Below are 20,644 nucleotides of genomic sequence, written 5' to 3' on the forward strand. Positions count from 1 at the left end.
CCCCTTGCGGGACGCATGTCCTGTCTTGCTGCGAATTCTTAAACTGTGGAGGAAGCTGTTCCGTAGAACGTTTCTGGGCCGTTGCGTGCGCCCGTGAGCACAGCAAGCGGGCCACCGGAAATAAATGCCGTGTAAACGGTTTCTTCTGCTGCAGGTGCGTTGAGGTCTTGTGCGTTGAAGCTGTAGAGTGCAGTGCCGTTCAAAACGTTCAATGCGATAGCCGATTCTGCGACGTAGATTGTTGTTCCGCCTGTTGTTCCACGAACGATTTCAACTGTGAAAGTGTTGCCAAGTGCGCCACCGCTAATGCCGATCGTACCAGCGAGCGTAACAATTGGATTAGCGACGTTTTTCGTTTGCAAGCCAATGATGCCAAACAATTGAGGGACAGTCGTCAAGCTGACGCCGATCGAGCCAGATGCATTCGCGTTCATGGAACTTCTCATATCCAAGAAAGTACCCATTGCGATTCACCTCCTGTAATTCAAGATACAATACAATATGGCGGTCACAGCTGGTCCGCTTGGACAACTTACAGGGGGTATTGGCTTATTTTATCAGTGAGCGGGTTCAATATGTTCCTTCTGCTGCTTCAGCTTCTGCTTTGCCTTGCGCCGAAGCCCAATAACGAGCATAATAACCGGAATGCCCAATTGGAAGATAAGCACCATTTTCAATGTAAAATCCAGCCCAATCGCCGTATGTACGGTCTGATTCCGCTCCCAAAACGATGCAAAGTACATGATGGTTCCGACGATCCATGCGCACACCGCCCGGCTGCAGTGCAACAGCGGCTGCAGAAGCAGCACTGCTGCCAAGAATAGAATAGACAGCTTCACGTAGAGCCCTAGAAACAGCAGAAGCGTTGCCACGATATCCAGCCGCTCTAGAAAACCGCCTAACCGAATTAGCTGCACTACCTCAAGCAATGGGATTGTTGCTGCTGCGGACAGCTGTGGGCCGAGCACAGCCATAATCATTAAGTTGCCGTAGACTAGCATGAGCATCACTGACAAATAAGCAACAATGGAAATCTTCGTCACCTTATGCTTATCTTTGACACAATGCCAAATGGCTAGAAACGATACGATCTGGCCATACGGGAACACCATAATGTCTGGAATCGCTGCCTTCACAATCGTTGACAAAGGAACCAACGGAAACAGGCGATGCCAATCCGGCAGCTTGTTCATATACAACATAACAGCTAGCACGCAGTAGCTTATAAATGCAATTGGGAATAACAACTCAATGACCCGAAACAGCACCTCTACGCCTTTGGCAACCGTATAGCCCGCTAAAATGCAAACCACTAGATTTGTTAGCCAAATCGGCGTATTTTCGAGCAAAGTCAACGCCGTTAATTCCCCATAATCGCGCACTAGCCGCATCGCCTCGTAGGCTTGCTCCATCCCGTGAATGAATGCGATGCCGCTGCCAAGCCACAGGCCAAAATGCAAGCGATACAGCTCCGTAAACCCCGCTTCCGGCGCGCGATGATGCAGGTGGAGATACATAACCGTTAGCACGAGCCCCGCCAACGCGCCCACAAACATGGCTAGCCAAGCGTTTTGCTGCGCCTTGAGCCCGAGCTCGAATAACGGTGCGCTTCCGAGAATGAACATAATGACGCCCACATACAGCTGGTTGGACCCGATTCTCTCCATCCTAGCCCCTCCGATCTTCCGCAGCTACAGTGCCGGCTGGTTTAGGTTTGGCGCCGCCCAGACGTATAGCCGCAACTAGCAGGAGCAGCAGCGGAATGCCCACCTGCATAACAAGGCTCACTTTCAAGCTGATGCCAAGCCCAATCCATAGATGCGTCGTATTGTTCCGTTCTAAGAACGATGCCGCATATATGGCTACACCAACCAGAACCGTTAATCGCCAGTAACGGACGTTGACCAGCTCGCGTAGCACGAGTGCTGCTCCCATATAAAAAGCGGTCAATTTGATATAAAGGCCCATAAATAATAGCAGCGTTACAATGACATCGAGCCGCTCCAAAAAGTTAGCGATTCGAATGAGTTGCACAACTTCGAGCAGCGGCATCGACGTAACAGGCGCCAGCGGCCCAAGGACGGTGATGATCATGACATTCATGAACACGATGAACAAAGCGGCTGCAATATATCCGCCATAAGTCGCTCGCGAAACACGGCTTTGATTGGCGGCCTCTTTCCAAAACACAAGAAAAAGAACGCCTTGCGTAAATGGAAACGAGACAATGTCAGGAACAGCGGCTTTTATAACGGGCTTCACCCCCATCTCCATTATCGGCATGACCCGATGCAGGTCCGGCAGTCGAGTCACGATAATAAGTCCCCCTAACAGCACATAACTGCATATCGTTGTAATAAACAGCAGCTGTGTTGTCCGAAAAAACGACTCGTTTCCTTGCAATACCGTATACCAGGCAATACCGACAATTATGAGCATAATGAACCATTGGGGCCGATTTTGCAGCAGCGACAGTGACGTCAGCTCCCCGAAATCACGCACGTTGCGCATCGATTGATAGGCAAAATAGATGGCATATAGGGAACCGATCATTCCCGCTCCCCACGGTCCTACCGTCAGCCTAAGCAGCCCGACCAGCCCTGCATCCGGCTGCTTCCGTTGCAGCATCAGCAGCGCCGCCAGCATCACCAGGCCAATAATCGCCCCGAGCAATACAGCAAGCCAGGAATCCTGCTTCGCCTTGGTGCCCAACAGGAAAAGAGGGGTGCTTCCGATATGAAACATCATCACCATGACGAACAACGAATAGGTTCCGATTTTCGACATCCGCATCCCCCTCCTGATCTAGTATAGCTAGTCTTTATGCTGCAGCTTGCTGAATGAATCCGTGCTCATCCCTGTACGTTCAATGACGACATCCACTTTCGTCTCAACCTTCGTGTTTGGAAATATATCCTCGTTCCAGCTTTTCGACAGCTTGTTCCATTGCTTCGGATACTTCATCCTGACCGCGTTGCCGAATCCGAGAATGTCAGCCTTCAAGCCTTGAACAGCCATGAATCCTTCCTTCACGATCATCGCAAGCTTTTGCTCTGCCTGCTTTTCCAAGGCTGCTATGCTCTCCGGCTTGCTCAAATCGGCCTCGCATGGATATTCCATTAGTGTCCCTCTTGCTTTAATGCGAACCTTGAGCTTCCAGCTGTCCCCATCCTTCTGCGCAGTCAGCCTCGTCTTCGTTCCGTTAATACGGAGAACGCTAACCTCACTCGTCCGCTTCTCCTCACATGGAAACCATACAGTGCTTTGGCGAATCTGGTCACGAATCCACATGGCGCCGTAGCTTTCCTCGTGATTTAGCCATCCGATCAGTTTGTCTTCATGCAGGACGCCCAGCTGCGCCAATTTAATTTTGGAGCTGGAATACGTTGTTTTTGTTTTATCAAGTGAATCCAGCGGGTCCTCTCCGGCGATTTGCAAGCTTGGAATGCCTACTGCCTTTGTCGGCCCGAGCAGCTCAAGCAGCACCTTATAAACGGACATATGAGGCAAGGTCGATCCATTCTTCTCCTCATTGCTGATCATTCGCTCAATCGCTGCGCCTGGAATTTCCTCCAATGGGATGAGATGCTCCAGCACCTCACGGGCACTTCGTTTCGTCAGAAATACACTCACCGTCTCGCGGGAGTCTAGATTGCGCAGGTAGGCGTCGAACAAGCTGGTTAACCCATGCTTTGCAGCCTCCTCGCTAACGACAACGATCTGATTTTGCGAAAAATAGAGGCGGCGTGACATCTCGAAGCTCGATTTGCTCACCGCGCCGCGTATGCTGTCGCCCGACGTTGAAAACACGTTGACCGGCGCTGAGCCCGTCGACGCCCCAGAGCCGTGGCTTGCAATCGCCTGCGGAAGCACGAGCTGATATGAAACTACCCATTTGCCGTTTTTCCAATCGACACCTGACGCCGAAACGATACTAATATCGTTAAGCTCCGTTCGGTTGCCGCAGCCAGTTAAGGCGAAGCACAGCAAGCTAATCAGCCCTACGATGCCTATCTTGCGCCCCCAGTTGTTATGCATGCCGGTTTCTCCCTCCTCTAGCGTGCAGCTTCTTCTATTTCTGGTGTCGCGGCCTGCCGCCTTTTTGCCGATGCGGATTAACGTCGCTGACAACAACTAAACGATGTTTTCTTGCCCACCAAGGCAGCCGAATGAGCATGTCCAGCCACGTTTGCTTCGTTACTGGTGCGAACGGCGCCATGTACGGCACCCCGAACGAGCGCAAGCCCGTCATATGGATGACAAGGAACAGCAGGCCCGCCATAATACCGAAAATGCCCAACATTCCTGCCAGCAGCATGAGGTTAAACCGAATGAGCCGCGAGGCTGTTGCCATGCTGATCTGCGGCGTCACAAAGTTCGAAATTGCGGTAAAGGACACTACAATGACCATCGCCGGTGAAACGAGCCCTGCCTGTACCGCGGATTGGCCAAGCACGAGTGCGCCTACAATGGAAATTGCAGGGCCAATAGCCCGAGGCATTCGAACACCTGCTTCCCGGAGTGTTTCGAACGTCAACTCCATTAGCAAAGCTTCCACGAGTGCAGGAAATGGGATGCCCTCCCGCTGCGCGGCCAAGCTAATAAGCAGCGTCGTAGGCAGCATTTCCTGATGAAAGGTCGTAATCGCGATAAACAGGGACGGCAAAATGACGGATACAAGAAACGCCCCGTACCGGAGCAGTCGCAGAAAAGTTGAAATATCGAAGCGCTGGTAGTTATCCTCCGCTGAACGAAAGAAATGAAAAAAGGTAGCTGGCCCTACCAACCCAAACGGCGTTCCATCTACAAGGATAATGAGCTGGCCATCCAGCATCGCTGAGGCAGCATTATCTGGCCGTTCCGTATTCATCATCGTCGGAAACGGCGTATAAGTTTGGTCCGAAATAAACTCCTCGATATAATTGCTTTCCAGTACGCCATCAATGTCAATCTCCCGAATCCGCTTGTCGATTTCTTCTACTACGGCTGGATCGGCGATGTTATTCATGTAGAGCAGTTCGACTCGTGTCCGCGTCTTCCGTCCGACAATAAATGAGCGGATCCGAAAATCAGGCGAGCGGAGAATGCGGCGCAGCAAACCCACATTCGTCGATACATTTTCCGTAAAGCTGTATTGTGGACCGCGGATAACGGTCTGCGTATTCGGTTCGGTAACGGACCGTTGCTCACCGCCGCTCGTATCCGCAGCGACTGCCTCCCGTATCCCATTGGTCAGGATTAGGCATTCGCCGTCCAGCAGCTTGTGCAGCGCATCCTCCAGCAGGCTGACCGGCTTCGTCGATCCCGTCGTTACGATTCGCTGGCGCAGCGTCTCCGTCCAGCTGCCTTTCCCCAGCGGAACCGACCAGCTCATGACCGGATTCACGACGTTATCTTGAATCGTGTCGTCTTCCACAATTCCCTTAATATACGCAACAGCCATCTCTACACCAGGCATCGCGTCACAGCGGAGCTGCCGAATAACGAAATCACTGCTGTCGCCGAGCTTTTCACGCAGTGCCTGAAGGTTAGCAGCCATACTTGCGCCAAGCGGCGTTTTGGAATGAACTGGGAACCTGCTCGTTAACGCCTTCTTGCTGTCAGCCTTCTTCCGCTTTCCAAACATTCGCTTTCCCCCTTCGATCATCTGCATTTCCAGCTAATTCTTATTTTGGGTGAAAGGAGCGGTAATTATGTACGTTATAAATAAATGAAAGATTGGCACAATAACGCAAATGATGAACGATAGAAGGAGTATGAATCATTATGAATGACTTCACGCAATCTGCAGGGCTTCCCGAAACCCCTGAATCGTATTGGCTTGCAACAGCTGGAAACGAGAAGAAATTTAATACCCTTGCTAAAGACATTACAACAGACGTCGCCGTCGTAGGCGGAGGCATTACGGGCATCACGCTAGCCTGGCTATTGGTTAACGAAGGAAAGAAGGTAGCGCTTATTGAAGCGGACCGGCTATTCGAAGGCACCACTGGCCACACGACAGCCAAAATTACAGCTCAACATGATTTGATTTATGACGAATTATGCCAGCATGCCGGGGATGAGATGGCTAGGCTTTACTACGAGGCGAATGCAGAAGCGCTCGCATTTATTCGGAAGCAAGTGGCAGAACACAGCATTCCATGCGATTGGGCGGAAGAAGATGCTTATGTGTACACAACATCGGACGCGAATGTGGCCAAGATCAATAAAGAATGGGCGGCATACGAACGGCTCGGCATTCCTGGCCGGCTTGAGGATCGCCTTCCCTTCCGAATTAATAGCAGAGCCGCTATCGTGATGGCAAATCAGGCAAGGTTCCATCCCGTTGCCTATTTGAAACATTTGGTGCAAGCGTTCATCGATAAAGGCGGGCTCATCTATGAGCAAACAACCGCTTTAAGCATTGACCAAGATTCCGCTCTGTCTCAATTGCGCACCAGCACAGGCTATACGGTCTCATGTGGCGATGTCGTATCATGTACGCATTTCCCCTTCTATGGCGTTCGCGGTTTTTATTTTGCGCGCATGTATGCGGAACGTTCCTACGCATTAGGCTTACGGACGAAGGGCCAATATCCCGGCGGCATGTATCTGAGTGCAGATGATCCTCCCCGCTCGATTCGGAACGTTACGTACAACGGGGAATCTATACTAGTCGTAGGGGGAGAACGGCATAAAACAGGCCAAGGGATCTGTACGATCAAGCACTATGAAGCGCTGGAGCAATTTGCTCGCGAAACGTTCGGCAAAGATTGTGAGATTGCTTATCGCTGGTCAGCACAAGACCTGACTACACTTGATAAAATCCCATACATAGGGCAAGTATCCAAAGACGAGCCGCATGCGTTCGTTGCCACTGGCTATCGCAAATGGGGAATGACAACAGGCACTGCCGCCGCCCTGCTTCTCAAGGACCTGATTCTAGGCATTGAAAATCGCTACGAGGAGCTGTTTACGCCATCTCGATTCTATGAAGACCCTTCGATCAAAAACTTCATTACGCAAAATGCCGACGTCGCCTTGCATCTATTAGAAGGCAAGCTCGAATGGGTGCGCCGCCATCCAGATGATGTCGAATGCGGGGAAGGATCGGTCGTGCAAGTCGATGGCAAACGGGCAGGCGCGTATCGGGAACCTAGTGGCAAGCTTCATGTCGTAGACACCACTTGTACCCATATGGGCTGTGAGGTGGAATGGAATGATGGCGACCGGACATGGGATTGCCCATGCCACGGCTCTCGTTTCTCTTACACAGGGGAAGTAATGGAAGGCCCTGCCAAGAAGCCATTAAAAACATACACATAATTGGGGCAGGCGGCCGTGCAAACGGCTGTCTTCTCTTTATAACAAAAAACGCTTCTCCAGATGCGAAGAAACGTTTTTTATTGACAATTTGGCCAAGCTTCGCATAGCTCTTCGAAGCAAATCGAGCTTAAACGACCGGCATGCAACCGTCAGGCTGTACGCTTCGGTTTAATCGACCACAGGACGATAATGGATGCGGCAAAGCACGATGCAGACAACAACCAAAACAATACGGAAAACCCGCTAATTAATGCAGCCAATGGAGGGCCCAGTGCAACGCCAATAAAGCGAATGCTGCTATAGAAGGACGTTACAGTCCCTCTTTGTTCCTTCTTAATTCCTTCCGTAATAAGCGCATCTAGGCTGGGAAGCACTGCCCCTAAGCCTGCGAACCCGATGAATAAGAAGATTAGGAGCGAAGCCGTTGGCTTTTTCCCCGTTAAAGCAAGGTATGCCATACATCCCGTTGCGATTAAGAAACCGATCACGCTTATCCATTTCATTAATGCACGATTTTGCCCAATCCACTTCCCTATGCCAAATGATGCCGCACATAATGCAGCCAAGGGAATCGCTACGAGCCCGCCTTTTGCAATTCCGTTAATGTGGCGGCCCTCCAGTATTTCTGACAGGCAAAATAAAGAAGCGAACATCACAAACATATTCAAGCCTCCGGAAGCAAACACGCCCCAGAGCCACTTTCCTTGCGTACGAAATAAATCTTTAATTGACCGCATAAATTCGCTGAATGATATCGGCTTCTGTTTTTTATCCGGAGGGACCTTTACCCAAATCGAAAGCAGAATGATCGATATCAAGCTGAAGGCAGGAATCGACCAAAACGGAATGTACCACGCCCACATCGCCAGCGCCGCTCCAATTATCGGGCTGAGCACCTTGCCGAACGTATTGGCCGTTTCCACGACTCCAAGCCCCGTGCTTACGTCGTCCTCGTTCTTGAACAAGTCGCCCACAAGCGGCAGAACAACCGGAAAGCAGGCTGAGGCGCCTAATCCTTGAAATAACCTGCCGATCAGGATCATCGTATACGGTTTATCCATCGCAATCGACGCCCAGCCGGATAGTATTCCTGCTGCTGCGACGATAATCAAGCCGGGAAGGATAACTTTTTTTCTTCCCCATAAGTCCGATAAGTAGCCCGCTAGCGGAATGAAAAAAATGGCGATCACAGCATATGAAGTAATGATAAGGCTTGTCTTGAACGAACTGATCCCAAGCACTTTCTGTATCGCTGGAAGTACAGGTATGAGCATGGAGTTAGCCAGCGTCATCATCAGTGGAATGGAAGCGATGGCCGCCAAGTCCCGTTTCTTCTTATTCTCCATTAGCTCTATAAGCCCCCTGAGTTTACGTTCAACTTAGTCCGCAAATTAAGGTCGGCTTACTCCTATAAAATTATTCTGGCAGCCAAATGTTCCCGTTGCATGAATAAAACAGCTAGGCGATAGCAATCATAACCCCGTACTTAAAAAGGAGGAATTTAACATGCAAACGAACAATCAACTCAGCCAATCGCTGCATCAATGCGAACAAATCATCCAACAGCTGGTGAATCAAACGCATCAAGCAAGCCAAAATTATCAAATGCTGCTCCAGCAAGAGCAACAAAATGTTCACCGGCTCGAAGAATTGGCTCAGCGGGAGCAAAAAGCTTCGCAAATCATCCAAACGGCTCTGCAAGGGCATCAAACCGCCATTCAGCAGCTGCAACAAGTATCCAACCTATGCAAGCAGGTTGAACAATTGGCGCAGGGCCAATTACAATCATCCATTCCGCAAAACTATCAAAACGCTCCGCTACATACGGGCTTCGCTCCACAGCACTTTAACGATTATAATGCTAACGCTGGCATTAATAATGGCTTGAACACAGGCTTCAGATCGATGCAATAGAGTGAGCGAAGCGCCCTGTATGTTACGAACATACAGGGCGCTTAACATGTCAGGCTCGCCCCTTCACGCCTATTCCCATTCCTCGCTATCGCGCTCGACGCCTTCAATTTGCCGGATATCAAACCACTCGCCATCGACCATATAACGGCCACGAAGGCTGTCAATCCGGTCGATAATGCCAATAACCTTGGACTCCTCATACGCATGATACATCCTCAGCGCAATAGGCTTGCGCAGCTGGAGCGACTCCGCCATTGCGCGCGAAACCCGTTCCCACTCATGCTCATCCAGCTCAACCGGCGGCCTGAGCCTGGCCGTTTTCGCGCTGTTTATAAGTTCAATTTTGTGTTCGGGCAGCATCATCCGGCTCGATTCCCATAGGCCGTTTCCTTGAAGTTTTTTGCTCATTTGTAGTGACCTCCGATTTTGCCGGATCGATCCCGCGCTTGGCCTGCAGCGGTTACCGAAACCGCGCGCATAATGATGGAATCCCCGTACTTCTCCTTTAACGCATCCGTCGCCCGCTCCAGCGCCATCGCACGCTCTCGGTCGTCAAACATGGCGAGCTGGTACTGCTCGCCATCTTGAAATTGCGCCAGCGTAACGCCTACCTTGCGAACGGGCTGGCCATCCCAATGCCGTTCAAGCAGTTGGACTGCCAAGCGGTATACCTGATTCGTGACATTCGTAGGGTCAATCATCTTCAGCTGGCGAAAAAATCCGGTAGGCCGATCAAAGTCCGCGCCTTGGCAGCCGACCGCGATGACCTGGCCCATAAACCCTTTGCTGCGGCAGCGCTGGCACACCAGCTCCGTCAGCTCCAGCAGCACCACCTTGATTTCCTCCAGGCTGCCGTAATCCCGAGGCAGCGTCATCTGATGGCCAATCGACTGAGGCGCTGCTTCATGCGTCTGAGGCGTGACCGGGCTGTCATCCTCCCCGTTCGCGATCCGCCAGTATAATTCCGCGTTAATATCCGAATTTTTGCCAAATTTTCGGCGCATTAGCTGCTTCAGCCGATCCAGCGGCGTCTTCGCAAGCTGGCCGATCGTCTCAATCCCCATCGACTGAAAATGATGCGTCATCCGGTTGCCCGACATAAACAGCTTATGGATCGGCAGCGTCCATAGCGTGTCTTCCAGCCCGTGTTTGTGCAGCACATACAGGCCTGATTCATTTTTTTTGGCATAATTGTCGCAAGCGGTTTTCGCCAAAATCTTGTTCTCCGCAATGCCGAAGCGGCAGTAGATGCCCGTCTCCGCCAGCACCTGCTGCTGCATGCGCCGTGCCATCTCCTCAGGGCTGCCGCCGTGCAAATGGAGCGTGCCTGTGACGTCCAGAAACTGCTCATCGATGCTGTACGGCTCGACCAAATCGGTATACGAGCGATAAATATCCGAAATTTGCAACGAAATTCGAATATACTCCGCCATTCGCGGGCGTACGATCACCACATCCGGGCATTTGGCAACCGCCTCGCCAAGGCGCTGGGCTGTCGTCACCCCCATAGCTTTGGCCAGCGGGCATGCCGCCAGCACGATGCCGGACCGCCGCTCAGGGTCGCCCGCCACGACGACTGGCTTCCCGGCGTATGCCGGATTATGCGCCTTCTCCACACTCGCGTAGAAAGACTGGCAATCGGCAAGCATAATGGCCCGTTTCGGTTTAGCAACTGGCAAGCGCGCTCACCAGACGAAACGTCCCCTTGACCGAATCTTTGCTAGTGATGCCAGCTGTGCGTTCTCTAGGCGGCTTTCTTCTTATTGCCATCACTAACAACTCCCTATACAAACGTATGTTCTTATTATATACAGAACATGCGTTCTTATTCCAGCCCAATTACTGGGATGCTTATTGCACCGTATCCCGTCATTAAGAACGGCAACAAACGCTAGCCGATGCAAAACAGAAAAATCCACGTCTCCATAAGAAAACGTGGATTTTTTCTATAAGCTTAGCTTGTTTACTCAAATCAAACTTTAACTGATGTAGGCGTAACCCCGTCGGAATTCCTCGGGCGGTTAGCACGGACTAGGAACGCGAAACATTGATGGGATCTGGGAAGGTCGATGGCTAACGGTGATCCCGATAAACTGTATTACAATAAATGGATGTCCCCAGAACTCGCTAATTCGAAGAGGAATTATTGCCGAATATTCGTTTTCAACATAGAGATTTTAAAAAAGAAATGACACTATACGAGTATAAGGATTTGGAAGTATTATAACCTTAAGGGACTATATTGAAATAAAGGAGCAACTAAATTGAATCTCAAAAGTTTAGAGATAGAAAACTTTCGGAACTTCGAAAAAGTAGCAGTTAGTCTAACAAATCAAAACGTTATATTTGGCATGAATGATGTTGGCAAAACTAATTTCATGTTTGCACTTAGATTCTTACTGGACAAAGAAGTGAGAAAAAATGGCTTTAGGGAGTCGGACTATTATAAGAATAATACAAATGAGATAATAAAAATCACTTTAGAAGTAGACTTATCGGACAGAACACATAATGATGATTCTAAACACATCATAGCTAAGGTTGGTGGCGCTAGATCAAGTGATGAACTAGATAAATTCTATTTTCAGATCACTGGTGCTTATGATCAAAACGAACAAATCGGCATTCCTAAAATTTATTGGGGAAATAAATTAGAAGAATTAGTCGAACTAAATCAAAATGGGATTTTTAGCAGTCTCGATAATTTATTCAAAATAGTATATGTCGATCCCACAATAGATTTAGAAAAGACATTCTCAAAAAATCGAAATCGACTATTTGATCAGACAAGACTTGATGAACCGGATCTCGCAATATCTAATGAAATAAAAGAATTATCCTCCTTATTGAATAATAAAATAAGTAGCATGGGAATAATACAAACCTTTCAAACCACTATTACAGAGGAGTACAAGAAATTAAAAAATGAAAAAATTAATATTGAGATGAAATCTGAATTATCAATTAACGGATACTTCAGCAATCTGATTCCTTATATTAAAAAGGACAACGATGATAATATTTATCCCACTTCCGGAGATGGAAGAAAAAAAATACTAGCATACTCTTTATTAAACCACCTAATGCAATTACAAGAAGGAAACAAAATAATAATATATTTAATTGAAGAACCTGAAAACAGTCTACACAGATCAATGCAAATTGCGTTATCAAAACAATTGTTTAATGCAAAAGTTTATAGTTACTTTTTTTTATCAACTCATTCTTCAGAATTGCTCTACGAGATGGATAATGCCTCTTTAATAAGAGTATTCTCTAAGAATAGCACAAATTGTGAATCATATATTTATCGAGTTGATGAAGAGTATAAAAATATAAAAAAGGAACTTAATCGTTCTTTGGCCGCAGCATTGTTCGCTGACAAGGTCTTGTTAGTTGAGGGTCCTTCAGAGAGAGTATTATTTGAGAAAATATTAGGAGAAGTATATCCTACGTACGAATTAGAAGGAAGCTTTCTGTTAGATGTAAGCGGAATAAAATTCAAACCATATGTGAAAGTATTACGGGGATTAAACATTTTCGTAATTGTTAAAACAGATAATGACTTGAAATCTAAAAAAGATCACCCTACAAAATTTGATCTTATTGGAATTCAAAGATGTTTGAGTCTTCTGGAAAATAGTGATGGAGAACTCTCTCTAGAACCCATAGAAATAAATTACCACATCGAAGGAACTAAAACTTATAAGAAATCCTTTAAGCAACAGATGATTAAGAACAAAAAGAAGGAACTTTATCAACAGTATGAAACCCAGATCTGTTTGTTAAAAAATAATAATATCTTCTTATCAGAAATAGATTTAGAGCATGATCTCTTCGAAGCAATTGGTGAAACTATGATAACCCTATTAGGTTCAAATCCTATTAAGTACCTACAGGAACATAAATTACTGAATATGATTGAATTAACAAACCAATTGACCAAAGAGGACTGTATAAGTATTTTCGATCATAATTTATTTAAAGTATTGAGAAAGTTGGTGTCGGATGAGATTGAAGTTAGTTGACCAAGAAGCTAGAGATAATATCTTAGAAGATAACGAAAGCATTCTGGTTTCAGCAAGTGCAGGTTCCGGTAAAACCACCATTATGGTACAGAAAATGAGCATCGAAATTAATAAAATTCCAGACCACAGAACCATCGCAGCCATTACTTTCACAGTAAAGGCCACTGATGAAATAAAAAAGAAAGCTCAATCTATTATCAAGAAATCTTTTGTAGTAATGACTAATGATTCATTTATAGAGAATGAAATAACCAGACCATTTATTAAAGATGCATTTGGAACGGAATATTCCGGTGATTATTCCGTTGAATACGGGAAAAAATATAAATTTACAGTTGCCTCACAAGGTTTAGAGCAACTTAGGTCGAGAAACATAATGGGAGGTTATCAAGACAACAAAAAAAATTTTAAATTCAAACTTGCGCTTCAAATAATAAAGAGATCAATGGCTGCACAAGAATATATACGATCTAAATATGCTACTATTTTTATTGATGAATACCAGGATTCAGATGATGATATGCACACATTCTTTATGTACCTCAAGAATGAATTAAAAATAAAACTATTTATCGTTGGCGATAGTAAGCAGGCAATTTATTTATGGCGAGGTGCAATGAGTAATATATTTGAGCTTTTAGAAAATGAGAGTTTTAGCAGCTACGAATTAGTGACTAATTTTAGGTGCGACAAAGAAATCGAAAATTTTGCAAATCTGCTCCATAATCCAAACTATTATGAAAACCATGATAGAAATGTATCTAATTTAATATTTAAGGAATATCCCTTTAGACAGTTCACAAATTTTGCAGACTCATTTACTAGTCTAGTTAATGACAACACAATTGATTTAAACAAAGAAATAACAATCATTTCAAATTTAAATAATGATGCAAGCATGTTGGCGAAGTTATTAAATGAGAACGGTTATGACTTTACATTTATTCCGAGAACACCTATAGATGAAGGGTTGCCGAATGGGCATCTTCTAAAGGAACTGGCAATGTTCTCAAAAAATTCATCCTATACAATTTATGATTTTATCGAAAAAATAGGAGCGGATGAAAGAACTCAAAATAGAAATGAAATTAACAAGATCATTAAAAGCTTAAAGGAAAAAGACAATTTAGTCGAATTGCATATTACAAGAGTACTTAATGACCTTGCTAGTTATTTAGGAATATCGCTTGGTACCGATGAGGTACCAAAGTTTTGTGAGAGTATCTGTGATCCACAGTATGACATGGCCTTTCAAATACTGGACAAAAAACATAAAGTGATGACTGTCTTTGCTTCCAAAGGGCTAGAGTTTGACCAGATAATTAGTTTTGCCCGCTATTATAAAATTCATAATGGTGATGATATGCAGAATCACTATGTATGTGTCACAAGAGCAAGGTCAAAATTAATTATGTTCATTGATAACGAAGATTACCATAATTACGTACTTCGAACTGCATCAGATAAAAATCAAAATGATAATGATCGACTATTCAGGTATATTAAACAATAAGAAAATACACAAAATTTATACTAAAAAGCACTCTCAGATGGAAGAGTGCTTTTTGGCCTTACATTATATTTTTATAAGAGCATTTAAACGCCTTTTTAGGGGGCTATCAATAATTAACTTATATCAGGATTCCCCCCCCGAGGGGATATAGGTTAAACCGTTACTTCACATTAACCGACATGCTATCAAAAAAAGTATTATTTAAATATACTTCCAACCGCCATTTCCCTGCTTCAGGGAACATCATGATGGAAGGTATGTGAATATCAGCTCCATTATTCGGTCCACCAGAACTTCCTATGTATTCAGAGACTAATTCTACAGAATTATCTTCTTTTGTTTTACCAAGTACGAAACTTTTAACATTAGTACTTAAATTAACTGCTTCTACTCTGAATTTTTTTATTTCTTCAGGCTTGAGATCAGTCCAAATGTGCCACATATGTTTATTAGCTTGATTAGCTTTAAAATCACTATTTAATAGTGCCATTTTGTTCGGTATGCCATAAAGAATTACATTTCCATTTTTAAATTCCTTTTCTTGAGATGCATCCTTTTTTTCACTATTTTCACTGCAACCAACAAGAATCAGACATAAGGTAAGAATTAGAATCTCTATTCTCTTAATCATAAAAAAGCACCTCCACGTTACATACTCTACTTTAAGCTCAAATAGCGGAACTGTATGGGAATCAACTGTCTCGCATAGGTTTTGAAAACTAAGAAGGACTCTAGTACCTCAGACAGTTTCACAATAACACGATTGATTCTAACCTATGTTTCCTGATAATACAAATAATTGATTCATATGGCAATAACCTCTTTGTTCTGCAAACCCGTCTATCGATACGCCGAGGTCTCATTAATCTTACGATCTGGGTGCTGCGGTTCTACGGTATGCTGCTGCCGCCACGTGCAACAACAAGCTAAAAAAATAGAAAAGGCGACGCAGTTCAAATTGCCTGCGCCGCCTTTATTGGGTTAACGTGAGCAAACGCTCCATTGCCCTGGTTTATTATGCAAATCTACTCGAAACGCACAAGGTAGTAATTCTTTTTGCCGCGGCGCAGCACAAGGTATTGATTGTGCAGGCGCTGCTCTTTCGTCAGCACGGCGTCGATGGCTGTGTTTCGCTCACCGTTGATGTATACCGCACCGCTCTCGATGTCTTGGCGCGCTTGGCGCTTAGATGGCGCTGCTTTGGCAGCGATCAGCAGGTCCATCAGTGCGATCTCGGCTTCGTCAGCCAGCACGACGGTCGGCATGCCTTCCAGCGCTTCAACCAGCTCCGCTTCGTTCAGTTGCGTCACGTCGCCAGAGAAGAGCGCCTCCGTAATTTTCTCTGCGCTCGCCAGCGCGTCTGCGCCATGCACGAGCTTCGTCACTTCGCGCGCCAGCTCACGCTGTGCAGCACGCTTCTCCGGATGGGCTTGAAGCTCAGCTTCCAGCTCGGCGATGCGCTCGCGGCTTAAGAACGTGAAGTATTTGAGGAATTTGATCACGTCGCTATCGTCAGTGTTGATCCAGAACTGGTAGAACGTGTACACCGACGTTTTGCTGGGATCCAGCCAAATCGCACCGGACTCGGACTTGCCGAATTTCTTGCCATCGCTCTTCGTAACGAGCGGCATAGTCAAGCCGTACGATTCGCCGCCGCCCAATTTGCCGATCAGGTCAAGGCCTGCCGTAATGTTGCCCCATTGGTCGCTGCCGCCGATTTGCAGCGCGCAGTCATGCTGCTCGCGCAGCACGCTGAAATCGTAGGCTTGCATAATCATGTAGCTGAATTCCGTGAACGAAATCCCGTTCGCCAAGCGCGAGTCTACGGAGTCTTTGGCCAGCATGTAGTTGACGGTGAAGTATTTGCCCACATCGCGCAGGAACGAAATAATGTTCATCGATGCCAGCCAGTCGTAGTTGCTGACGAGCTTCGCCGGGTTAGCCTGCGTATCAAAATCGAGGAAACGAGACAGCTGGCGCTGTAAGCTTGCCGTCCAGTTCGCAACGGTTTCGTCCGTGTTGAGCGAGCGCTCCGACGTGCGTCCGCTCGGATCGCCGATCAGTCCAGTTCCGCCGCCAACGAGAGCGATCGGATTATGGCCTGCCTTTTGGAAACGCATCAAGCATAAAATCGGAAGCAGGCTGCCGATATGCAGGCTGTCCGCCGTCGGGTCGAATCCGCAGTACAGCGTAATCGGCTCCTTCTGCAGCTTCTCGTGCAGCCCTTCGCGATGCGTTACTTGGTGAACTAAGCCGCGGTATTCCAAATCCTCCAGCAGGTCGAAGGATTGATTCGTAGCAGTAGGTTGCGTCATAAAAACATCTCCTTATAAGTAATTTCAAACAATGGTTACGAAACGAAAAAAGACCCGCCCCTGTCGATTAGACAGGGACGAGTCATCGCGGTACCACCCTAATTGAACATGCCGCATTCGCATATTCCACTCCATGTCGGATAACGGTCGACAGCCGTTTTCCCCTTCCGCCAAAGTGCGGGTTCGGGCGAAAACGCTCCGGGACGTAATTCGCATCTGCATGTGTACCGGCTTGCACCAACCGCCAGCTCTCTGAAACACCAGGTGACAGATCCTACTGATTCCCTTCGTTGCTTCTTGTGTATAAATACTTTTATAACATTGTTGCAGCGCGGTGTCAATCCACGATGGATGTGGGCGTAATAGGCGAATCATCCAGCCTCTCCAGCCCTTCAACACGATGCGACGCTTCCGCAGCAAGCTCCAGCTTGTCGAGCAGGAAGCCATATTCATTCGTTAGCTCGAACGTGTCCGGAAGCGGCAGCCGCTCAAAATAAGGCATGACTTCGGCCGCTCGCTTGAACCAGTCACCCGGTTCAGGCGGCGCAACTGGCCGGTCCGGCCATGCTGCTGCAAGCGCCGGGCTATAGGGCCGCTCTGCACCGGGCTTTAGCTTGCCACCCTGCAGGCGGGCGTTGTACGGCCGCTCTGGAAGCCCTTGCCGGATCCGGCTAAATAACTGCGGAGCAAAATCTGCCCGCGAGCCGGTATGCCGCACCTCCCGCGTGAATGTCCGCACGCCCTCATAAACGGACGGCACGCCGAACAGTATGGCGTACAGCCGCTTGCCGAACTCGATGCGTTCACTTATGCTCGCAAACCGCTCAATGATGAGCCCGGCGAGCCGAATGCCGTCTGGCCCCTCACCATTGCCATTAGCATCGCCATCGCCGTCACTATTGCTATTGCAGTTGCTATTGCCATAAGGAATTACGACGGCATTAAGCTGCAGGAACGACTGCATGCTGAAAAACAGCGTATCGATGACCCGCTTGCGGAAATAGGGATTTCGTACAACTCGATCCTCGATAAAATGCTGCTCGTTCACGATAAGCGCAACCGTCAATAGCACGCTTTCACGGCTCGCCCAGAACCGCTCCCATGCAGGCGCCATGAAGCGGGAAACGCCAAAGGCCGGCAGCAGATGAAACAGCGGGCGGCCATGCTTCATGCTGTACTCATAAAGCAACAGCTGCGGGTAAGCATCGCCAAAAATTAGCGCATTCGCCCGCTCAAGAAAAGCAAATACATCTTCGCGCTTGGACGCGCTAAGCAGCCGAGGTATCCACTCGGCTTGCAAATCCGTCATGTTCCAGCCGCCGTTGCGTGACACAAGATGCGCGAGCAGCGCCCAATGCAGCTCGGGCCGGCGCACATACACGGCATAATAAGCGGCCGTGCGCGTCACGTTGTTGCGGTTCATCCGCGCGGTCTCCTCGCGGATGCGCCCGATGAGCGCCTGCTCCGCGGCGCTCCAACAGCCGCCGGCCATGCCGGCGCTATCGCTGCCATGCCCGGGGAGTTCCCCTCCCCCGGGCATGGCAGCTTGTGGGACACCGAGCGGCGAATCAGCCGCTTCGGTGTCCCACAAGCCCGCCGGGAGCGGCTGATTCGCCGCGCTCCCGGGCGGGCCTGGCTGCGGCGCGCGCTCAAGCTTGCGCAGCGCCGCAGCCAGCGCCGCTATCGCCGCAGGGTTAAGCACCGGCGGCGAAGCGGCAGCTGCCATCGCATGCGAAGCCGCGATGGCGTGCCATTTGCCCACCGCGTAAGCTGCCGCATACGCGGTGGCCTCAGCGGGGAGCCGCAGCAGCCGCAGCGCGCCGGCTGCCGTGGCTGTGCACGCCCGCCAAGCCATTGCCGCGGCCGGGCGCCATCGGTTCATTATTCGAGCCATCGCAAGCCTCCTCTCTTATAGCGCAAGCCGTATTGGCGCGCGAGGGCGGCGCTGCAGATGCCCCGCAGCTTTTTTGCCGATGCCTCGCTTCGCCTAAACGCTCCACCCATACAATCCCTCTCATGCTATTCATTATCCTCATCATGCCCGCGCGCTAAACGATGCGCATCATGTACCCGGCATGTATAATAAAAACAATAAAACCCTATCGGGAAGGAGGCTGCTTATGTGCGGCCGCTACACGCTCACGATATCGCTCGAAGAAATGATGCTGCGGTTTATGATCGAGCAAACTTCCGTTCCCTACCATCAACCGCGGTATAATATAGCGCCAACGCAGCTCGTCATGGCCGTTGTAAACGACGGCAAATCCAACCGTTTGGGCGAGCTCAAATGGGGACTGGTACCGCCATGGGCGGACGATCCGAAGATCGGCTCCAAAATGCTGAACGCTCGCGCCGAAACTGCTGCAAGCAAGCCTGCATTCCGTGAAGCCATCCGCCGTAAACGCTGCCTCATTCCAGCAGACAGCTTCTATGAATGGCAAATTCGTGCCGATGGCACCAAACAGCCGATGCGCATCCGCTTAAGAAGCGGCGAGCCATTCGCCATGGCCGGCTTGTATGAAACTTGGATTGCGCCAGACGGCTCCAAGCTTAGCACCTGCACCGTCCTTACGACTTCCCCGAACAAGCTAATGGAACCGATTCATAATCGGATGCCCGTGCTGCTCCATCCGAAGGACGAGAAACTTTGGCTCGATCGCTCCATCCGTGACCCCGAGCAGCTGCAACCGTTGTTCGAGCCATTCGAACATTCGTTAATGGAAGCTTATCCGGTGTCAGCCGCTGTAGGCAGCGTCCGCAATGACTCACCTGGCCTGATCGAACGGCTGGAGGAGGCAAGGTAATCCGCTTAGCTGCCCTCGGGCCGCCAGCTGCCACGAATTTATTTTTTTCCAATTAAGAAGGAATTTTGCCACTTAGAACGAATTATTCTCATTCAAGGGGTTGCGAACATACGATCCCCATCAGCGAGAACCGTGATCTTCCACAATCCCCTTTCGAAAGGATGCGTGTTTTTCACTATGATTTTAAGTACTCATCTCGCCTCGCAGTTTCCATTCGCCGCAGTAGGCCGAACGATTGTATTTTCCCCAAGGGATGAACAAGCTTCCACCAACCCTATCGCCCAGCTATGGGATGAGATTGCCCCACGGCTAACTGAGCTCGTTCGCCCGTCTGATAAGCCCATTGCTAGATATGGCATTTGCTTCAGTGCCCCTGGCGCCCGGCCAGGCGACCCGTTCGATTACATGGCTGCTGTTAGCTCGACTGCCCTTGCCGAAGTGCCCGACGATCTAGAAACAAGAGCTATGCCTGGCGGACAGTACGCCGTTGTCACCTATCAAGGCCCAATCGATGGCATCCACTCCATTTTCGACTATTTTCACGGCACATGGCTGCCTTCATCGAACTACCGCTATGCACACACTCGCCCAGAGTTCGAATTATATGACGAACGCTACACGAATCGCACCGATGTCAACTCCATATTCGAGATTTGGTTTCCTGTTGAGCTTCCCGCTTAACTCATCATACAGCCACAGCTCTTCATAAACACATAACTGGCACATCGTGGCCCTATAGGAACACCAAAGGCGGCCCCTTAG

18 protein-coding genes and 1 other annotated feature are annotated in these 20,644 nt (G+C 48.5%); of the genes, 6 read left to right on the plus strand and 12 right to left on the minus strand.

The annotated features are described in order from the left end of the window. Positions 1-38 precede the first annotated feature (38 nt). From GON22_RS01040 to GON22_RS01060, 5 genes are all read right to left on the minus strand, one after another. Positions 39-464 (minus strand): hypothetical protein, encoded by a 426-nt coding sequence (locus tag GON22_RS01040; RefSeq protein ID WP_160394269.1) that lies wholly within the window; start codon positions 462-464, stop codon positions 39-41. A 93-nt stretch (positions 465-557) separates the two neighbouring features. Next, on the minus strand, positions 558-1,667 hold the full coding sequence (locus tag GON22_RS01045) for a GerAB/ArcD/ProY family transporter (RefSeq protein ID WP_160394270.1): 1,110 nt from the start codon (positions 1,665-1,667) through the stop codon (positions 558-560). Position 1,668: 1 nt separating this feature from the next. Then, positions 1,669-2,787, minus strand: a complete 1,119-nt coding sequence (locus GON22_RS01050) for a GerAB/ArcD/ProY family transporter (protein WP_160394271.1) — start codon at positions 2,785-2,787, stop codon at positions 1,669-1,671. Between the two features lie 27 nt (positions 2,788-2,814). Beyond that, positions 2,815-4,038, minus strand: a complete 1,224-nt coding sequence (locus GON22_RS01055) for a Ger(x)C family spore germination protein (protein ID WP_160394272.1) — start codon at positions 4,036-4,038, stop codon at positions 2,815-2,817. Positions 4,039-4,072: 34 nt separating this feature from the next. Continuing rightward, positions 4,073-5,626, minus strand: coding sequence for a spore germination protein (locus GON22_RS01060; protein WP_160394273.1), 1,554 nt, complete (start codon positions 5,624-5,626; stop codon positions 4,073-4,075). Between the two features lie 140 nt (positions 5,627-5,766). Here GON22_RS01060 and GON22_RS01065 point away from each other — a divergent pair, with 140 nt between their 5' ends. After that, entirely contained in the window at positions 5,767-7,308 is a 1,542-nt protein-coding gene (locus tag GON22_RS01065) for an FAD-dependent oxidoreductase (RefSeq protein WP_160394274.1), read from the plus strand. A gap of 149 nt (positions 7,309-7,457) precedes the next feature. Here the strand turns inward: GON22_RS01065 and GON22_RS01070 are convergent, their stop codons facing one another. Continuing rightward, a complete protein-coding gene (locus GON22_RS01070; RefSeq protein ID WP_160394275.1) occupies positions 7,458-8,654 on the minus strand; it encodes an MFS transporter in 1,197 nt (398 codons plus the stop codon). 160 nt (positions 8,655-8,814) lie between these two features. Here GON22_RS01070 and GON22_RS26505 point away from each other — a divergent pair, with 160 nt between their 5' ends. Further along, entirely contained in the window at positions 8,815-9,222 is a 408-nt protein-coding gene (locus GON22_RS26505) for a hypothetical protein (RefSeq protein ID WP_160394276.1), read from the plus strand. A 69-nt stretch (positions 9,223-9,291) separates the two neighbouring features. Here GON22_RS26505 and GON22_RS01080 read toward each other — a convergent pair whose 3' ends face one another. After that, positions 9,292-9,630, minus strand: a complete 339-nt coding sequence (locus GON22_RS01080) for a YolD-like family protein (protein ID WP_160394277.1) — start codon at positions 9,628-9,630, stop codon at positions 9,292-9,294. Further along, a complete protein-coding gene (locus GON22_RS01085; protein WP_160394382.1) occupies positions 9,627-10,871 on the minus strand; it encodes a DNA polymerase IV in 1,245 nt (414 codons plus the stop codon). Before GON22_RS01085 ends, GON22_RS01080 begins: the two co-directional genes overlap by 4 nt. A 615-nt stretch (positions 10,872-11,486) precedes the next feature. On the opposite strand from GON22_RS01085, the gene GON22_RS01090 reads away from it, so the two are divergent. After that, positions 11,487-13,250, plus strand: a complete 1,764-nt coding sequence (locus GON22_RS01090; protein WP_160394278.1) for an ATP-dependent nuclease — start codon at positions 11,487-11,489, stop codon at positions 13,248-13,250. After that, on the plus strand, positions 13,231-14,763 hold the full coding sequence (locus GON22_RS01095; protein ID WP_160394279.1) for a UvrD-helicase domain-containing protein: 1,533 nt from the start codon (positions 13,231-13,233) through the stop codon (positions 14,761-14,763). The genes GON22_RS01090 and GON22_RS01095 overlap by 20 nt, the downstream gene beginning before the upstream one ends. A 160-nt stretch (positions 14,764-14,923) precedes the next feature. Here GON22_RS01095 and GON22_RS01100 read toward each other — a convergent pair whose 3' ends face one another. From GON22_RS01100 to GON22_RS01115, 4 genes are all read right to left on the minus strand, one after another. Next, positions 14,924-15,394: a DUF4871 domain-containing protein gene (locus tag GON22_RS01100; RefSeq protein ID WP_160394280.1), complete on the minus strand. Its 471-nt coding sequence runs from the start codon at positions 15,392-15,394 to the stop codon at positions 14,924-14,926. A gap of 394 nt (positions 15,395-15,788) precedes the next feature. Further along, positions 15,789-17,078, minus strand: coding sequence for a tyrosine--tRNA ligase (gene tyrS / locus GON22_RS01105; protein ID WP_160394281.1), 1,290 nt, complete (start codon positions 17,076-17,078; stop codon positions 15,789-15,791). Between the two features lie 70 nt (positions 17,079-17,148). Beyond that, positions 17,149-17,378 (minus strand) — a binding site (T-box leader). A gap of 37 nt (positions 17,379-17,415) precedes the next feature. Beyond that, entirely contained in the window at positions 17,416-18,972 is a 1,557-nt protein-coding gene (locus GON22_RS01110) for a DUF2515 domain-containing protein (protein ID WP_202113014.1), read from the minus strand. Continuing rightward, complete coding sequence (locus GON22_RS01115) at positions 18,869-19,096, minus strand: hypothetical protein (RefSeq protein ID WP_160394282.1); 228 nt, start codon at positions 19,094-19,096, stop codon at positions 18,869-18,871. The genes GON22_RS01110 and GON22_RS01115 overlap by 104 nt, the downstream gene beginning before the upstream one ends. A gap of 102 nt (positions 19,097-19,198) precedes the next feature. On the opposite strand from GON22_RS01115, the gene GON22_RS01120 reads away from it, so the two are divergent. Together GON22_RS01120 and GON22_RS01125 are read left to right on the plus strand one after the other, a co-directional pair. Then, a complete protein-coding gene (locus GON22_RS01120; protein WP_160394283.1) occupies positions 19,199-19,882 on the plus strand; it encodes an SOS response-associated peptidase in 684 nt (227 codons plus the stop codon). 177 nt (positions 19,883-20,059) lie between these two features. Continuing rightward, positions 20,060-20,563, plus strand: coding sequence for a GyrI-like domain-containing protein (locus GON22_RS01125; RefSeq protein ID WP_160394284.1), 504 nt, complete (start codon positions 20,060-20,062; stop codon positions 20,561-20,563). Positions 20,564-20,644 lie beyond the last annotated feature (81 nt).

Origin of the sequence: Paenibacillus sp. MMS18-CY102 (genome assembly GCF_009789195.1) — a bacterium.
Classification (GTDB): domain Bacteria; phylum Bacillota; class Bacilli; order Paenibacillales; family Paenibacillaceae; genus Paenibacillus_T.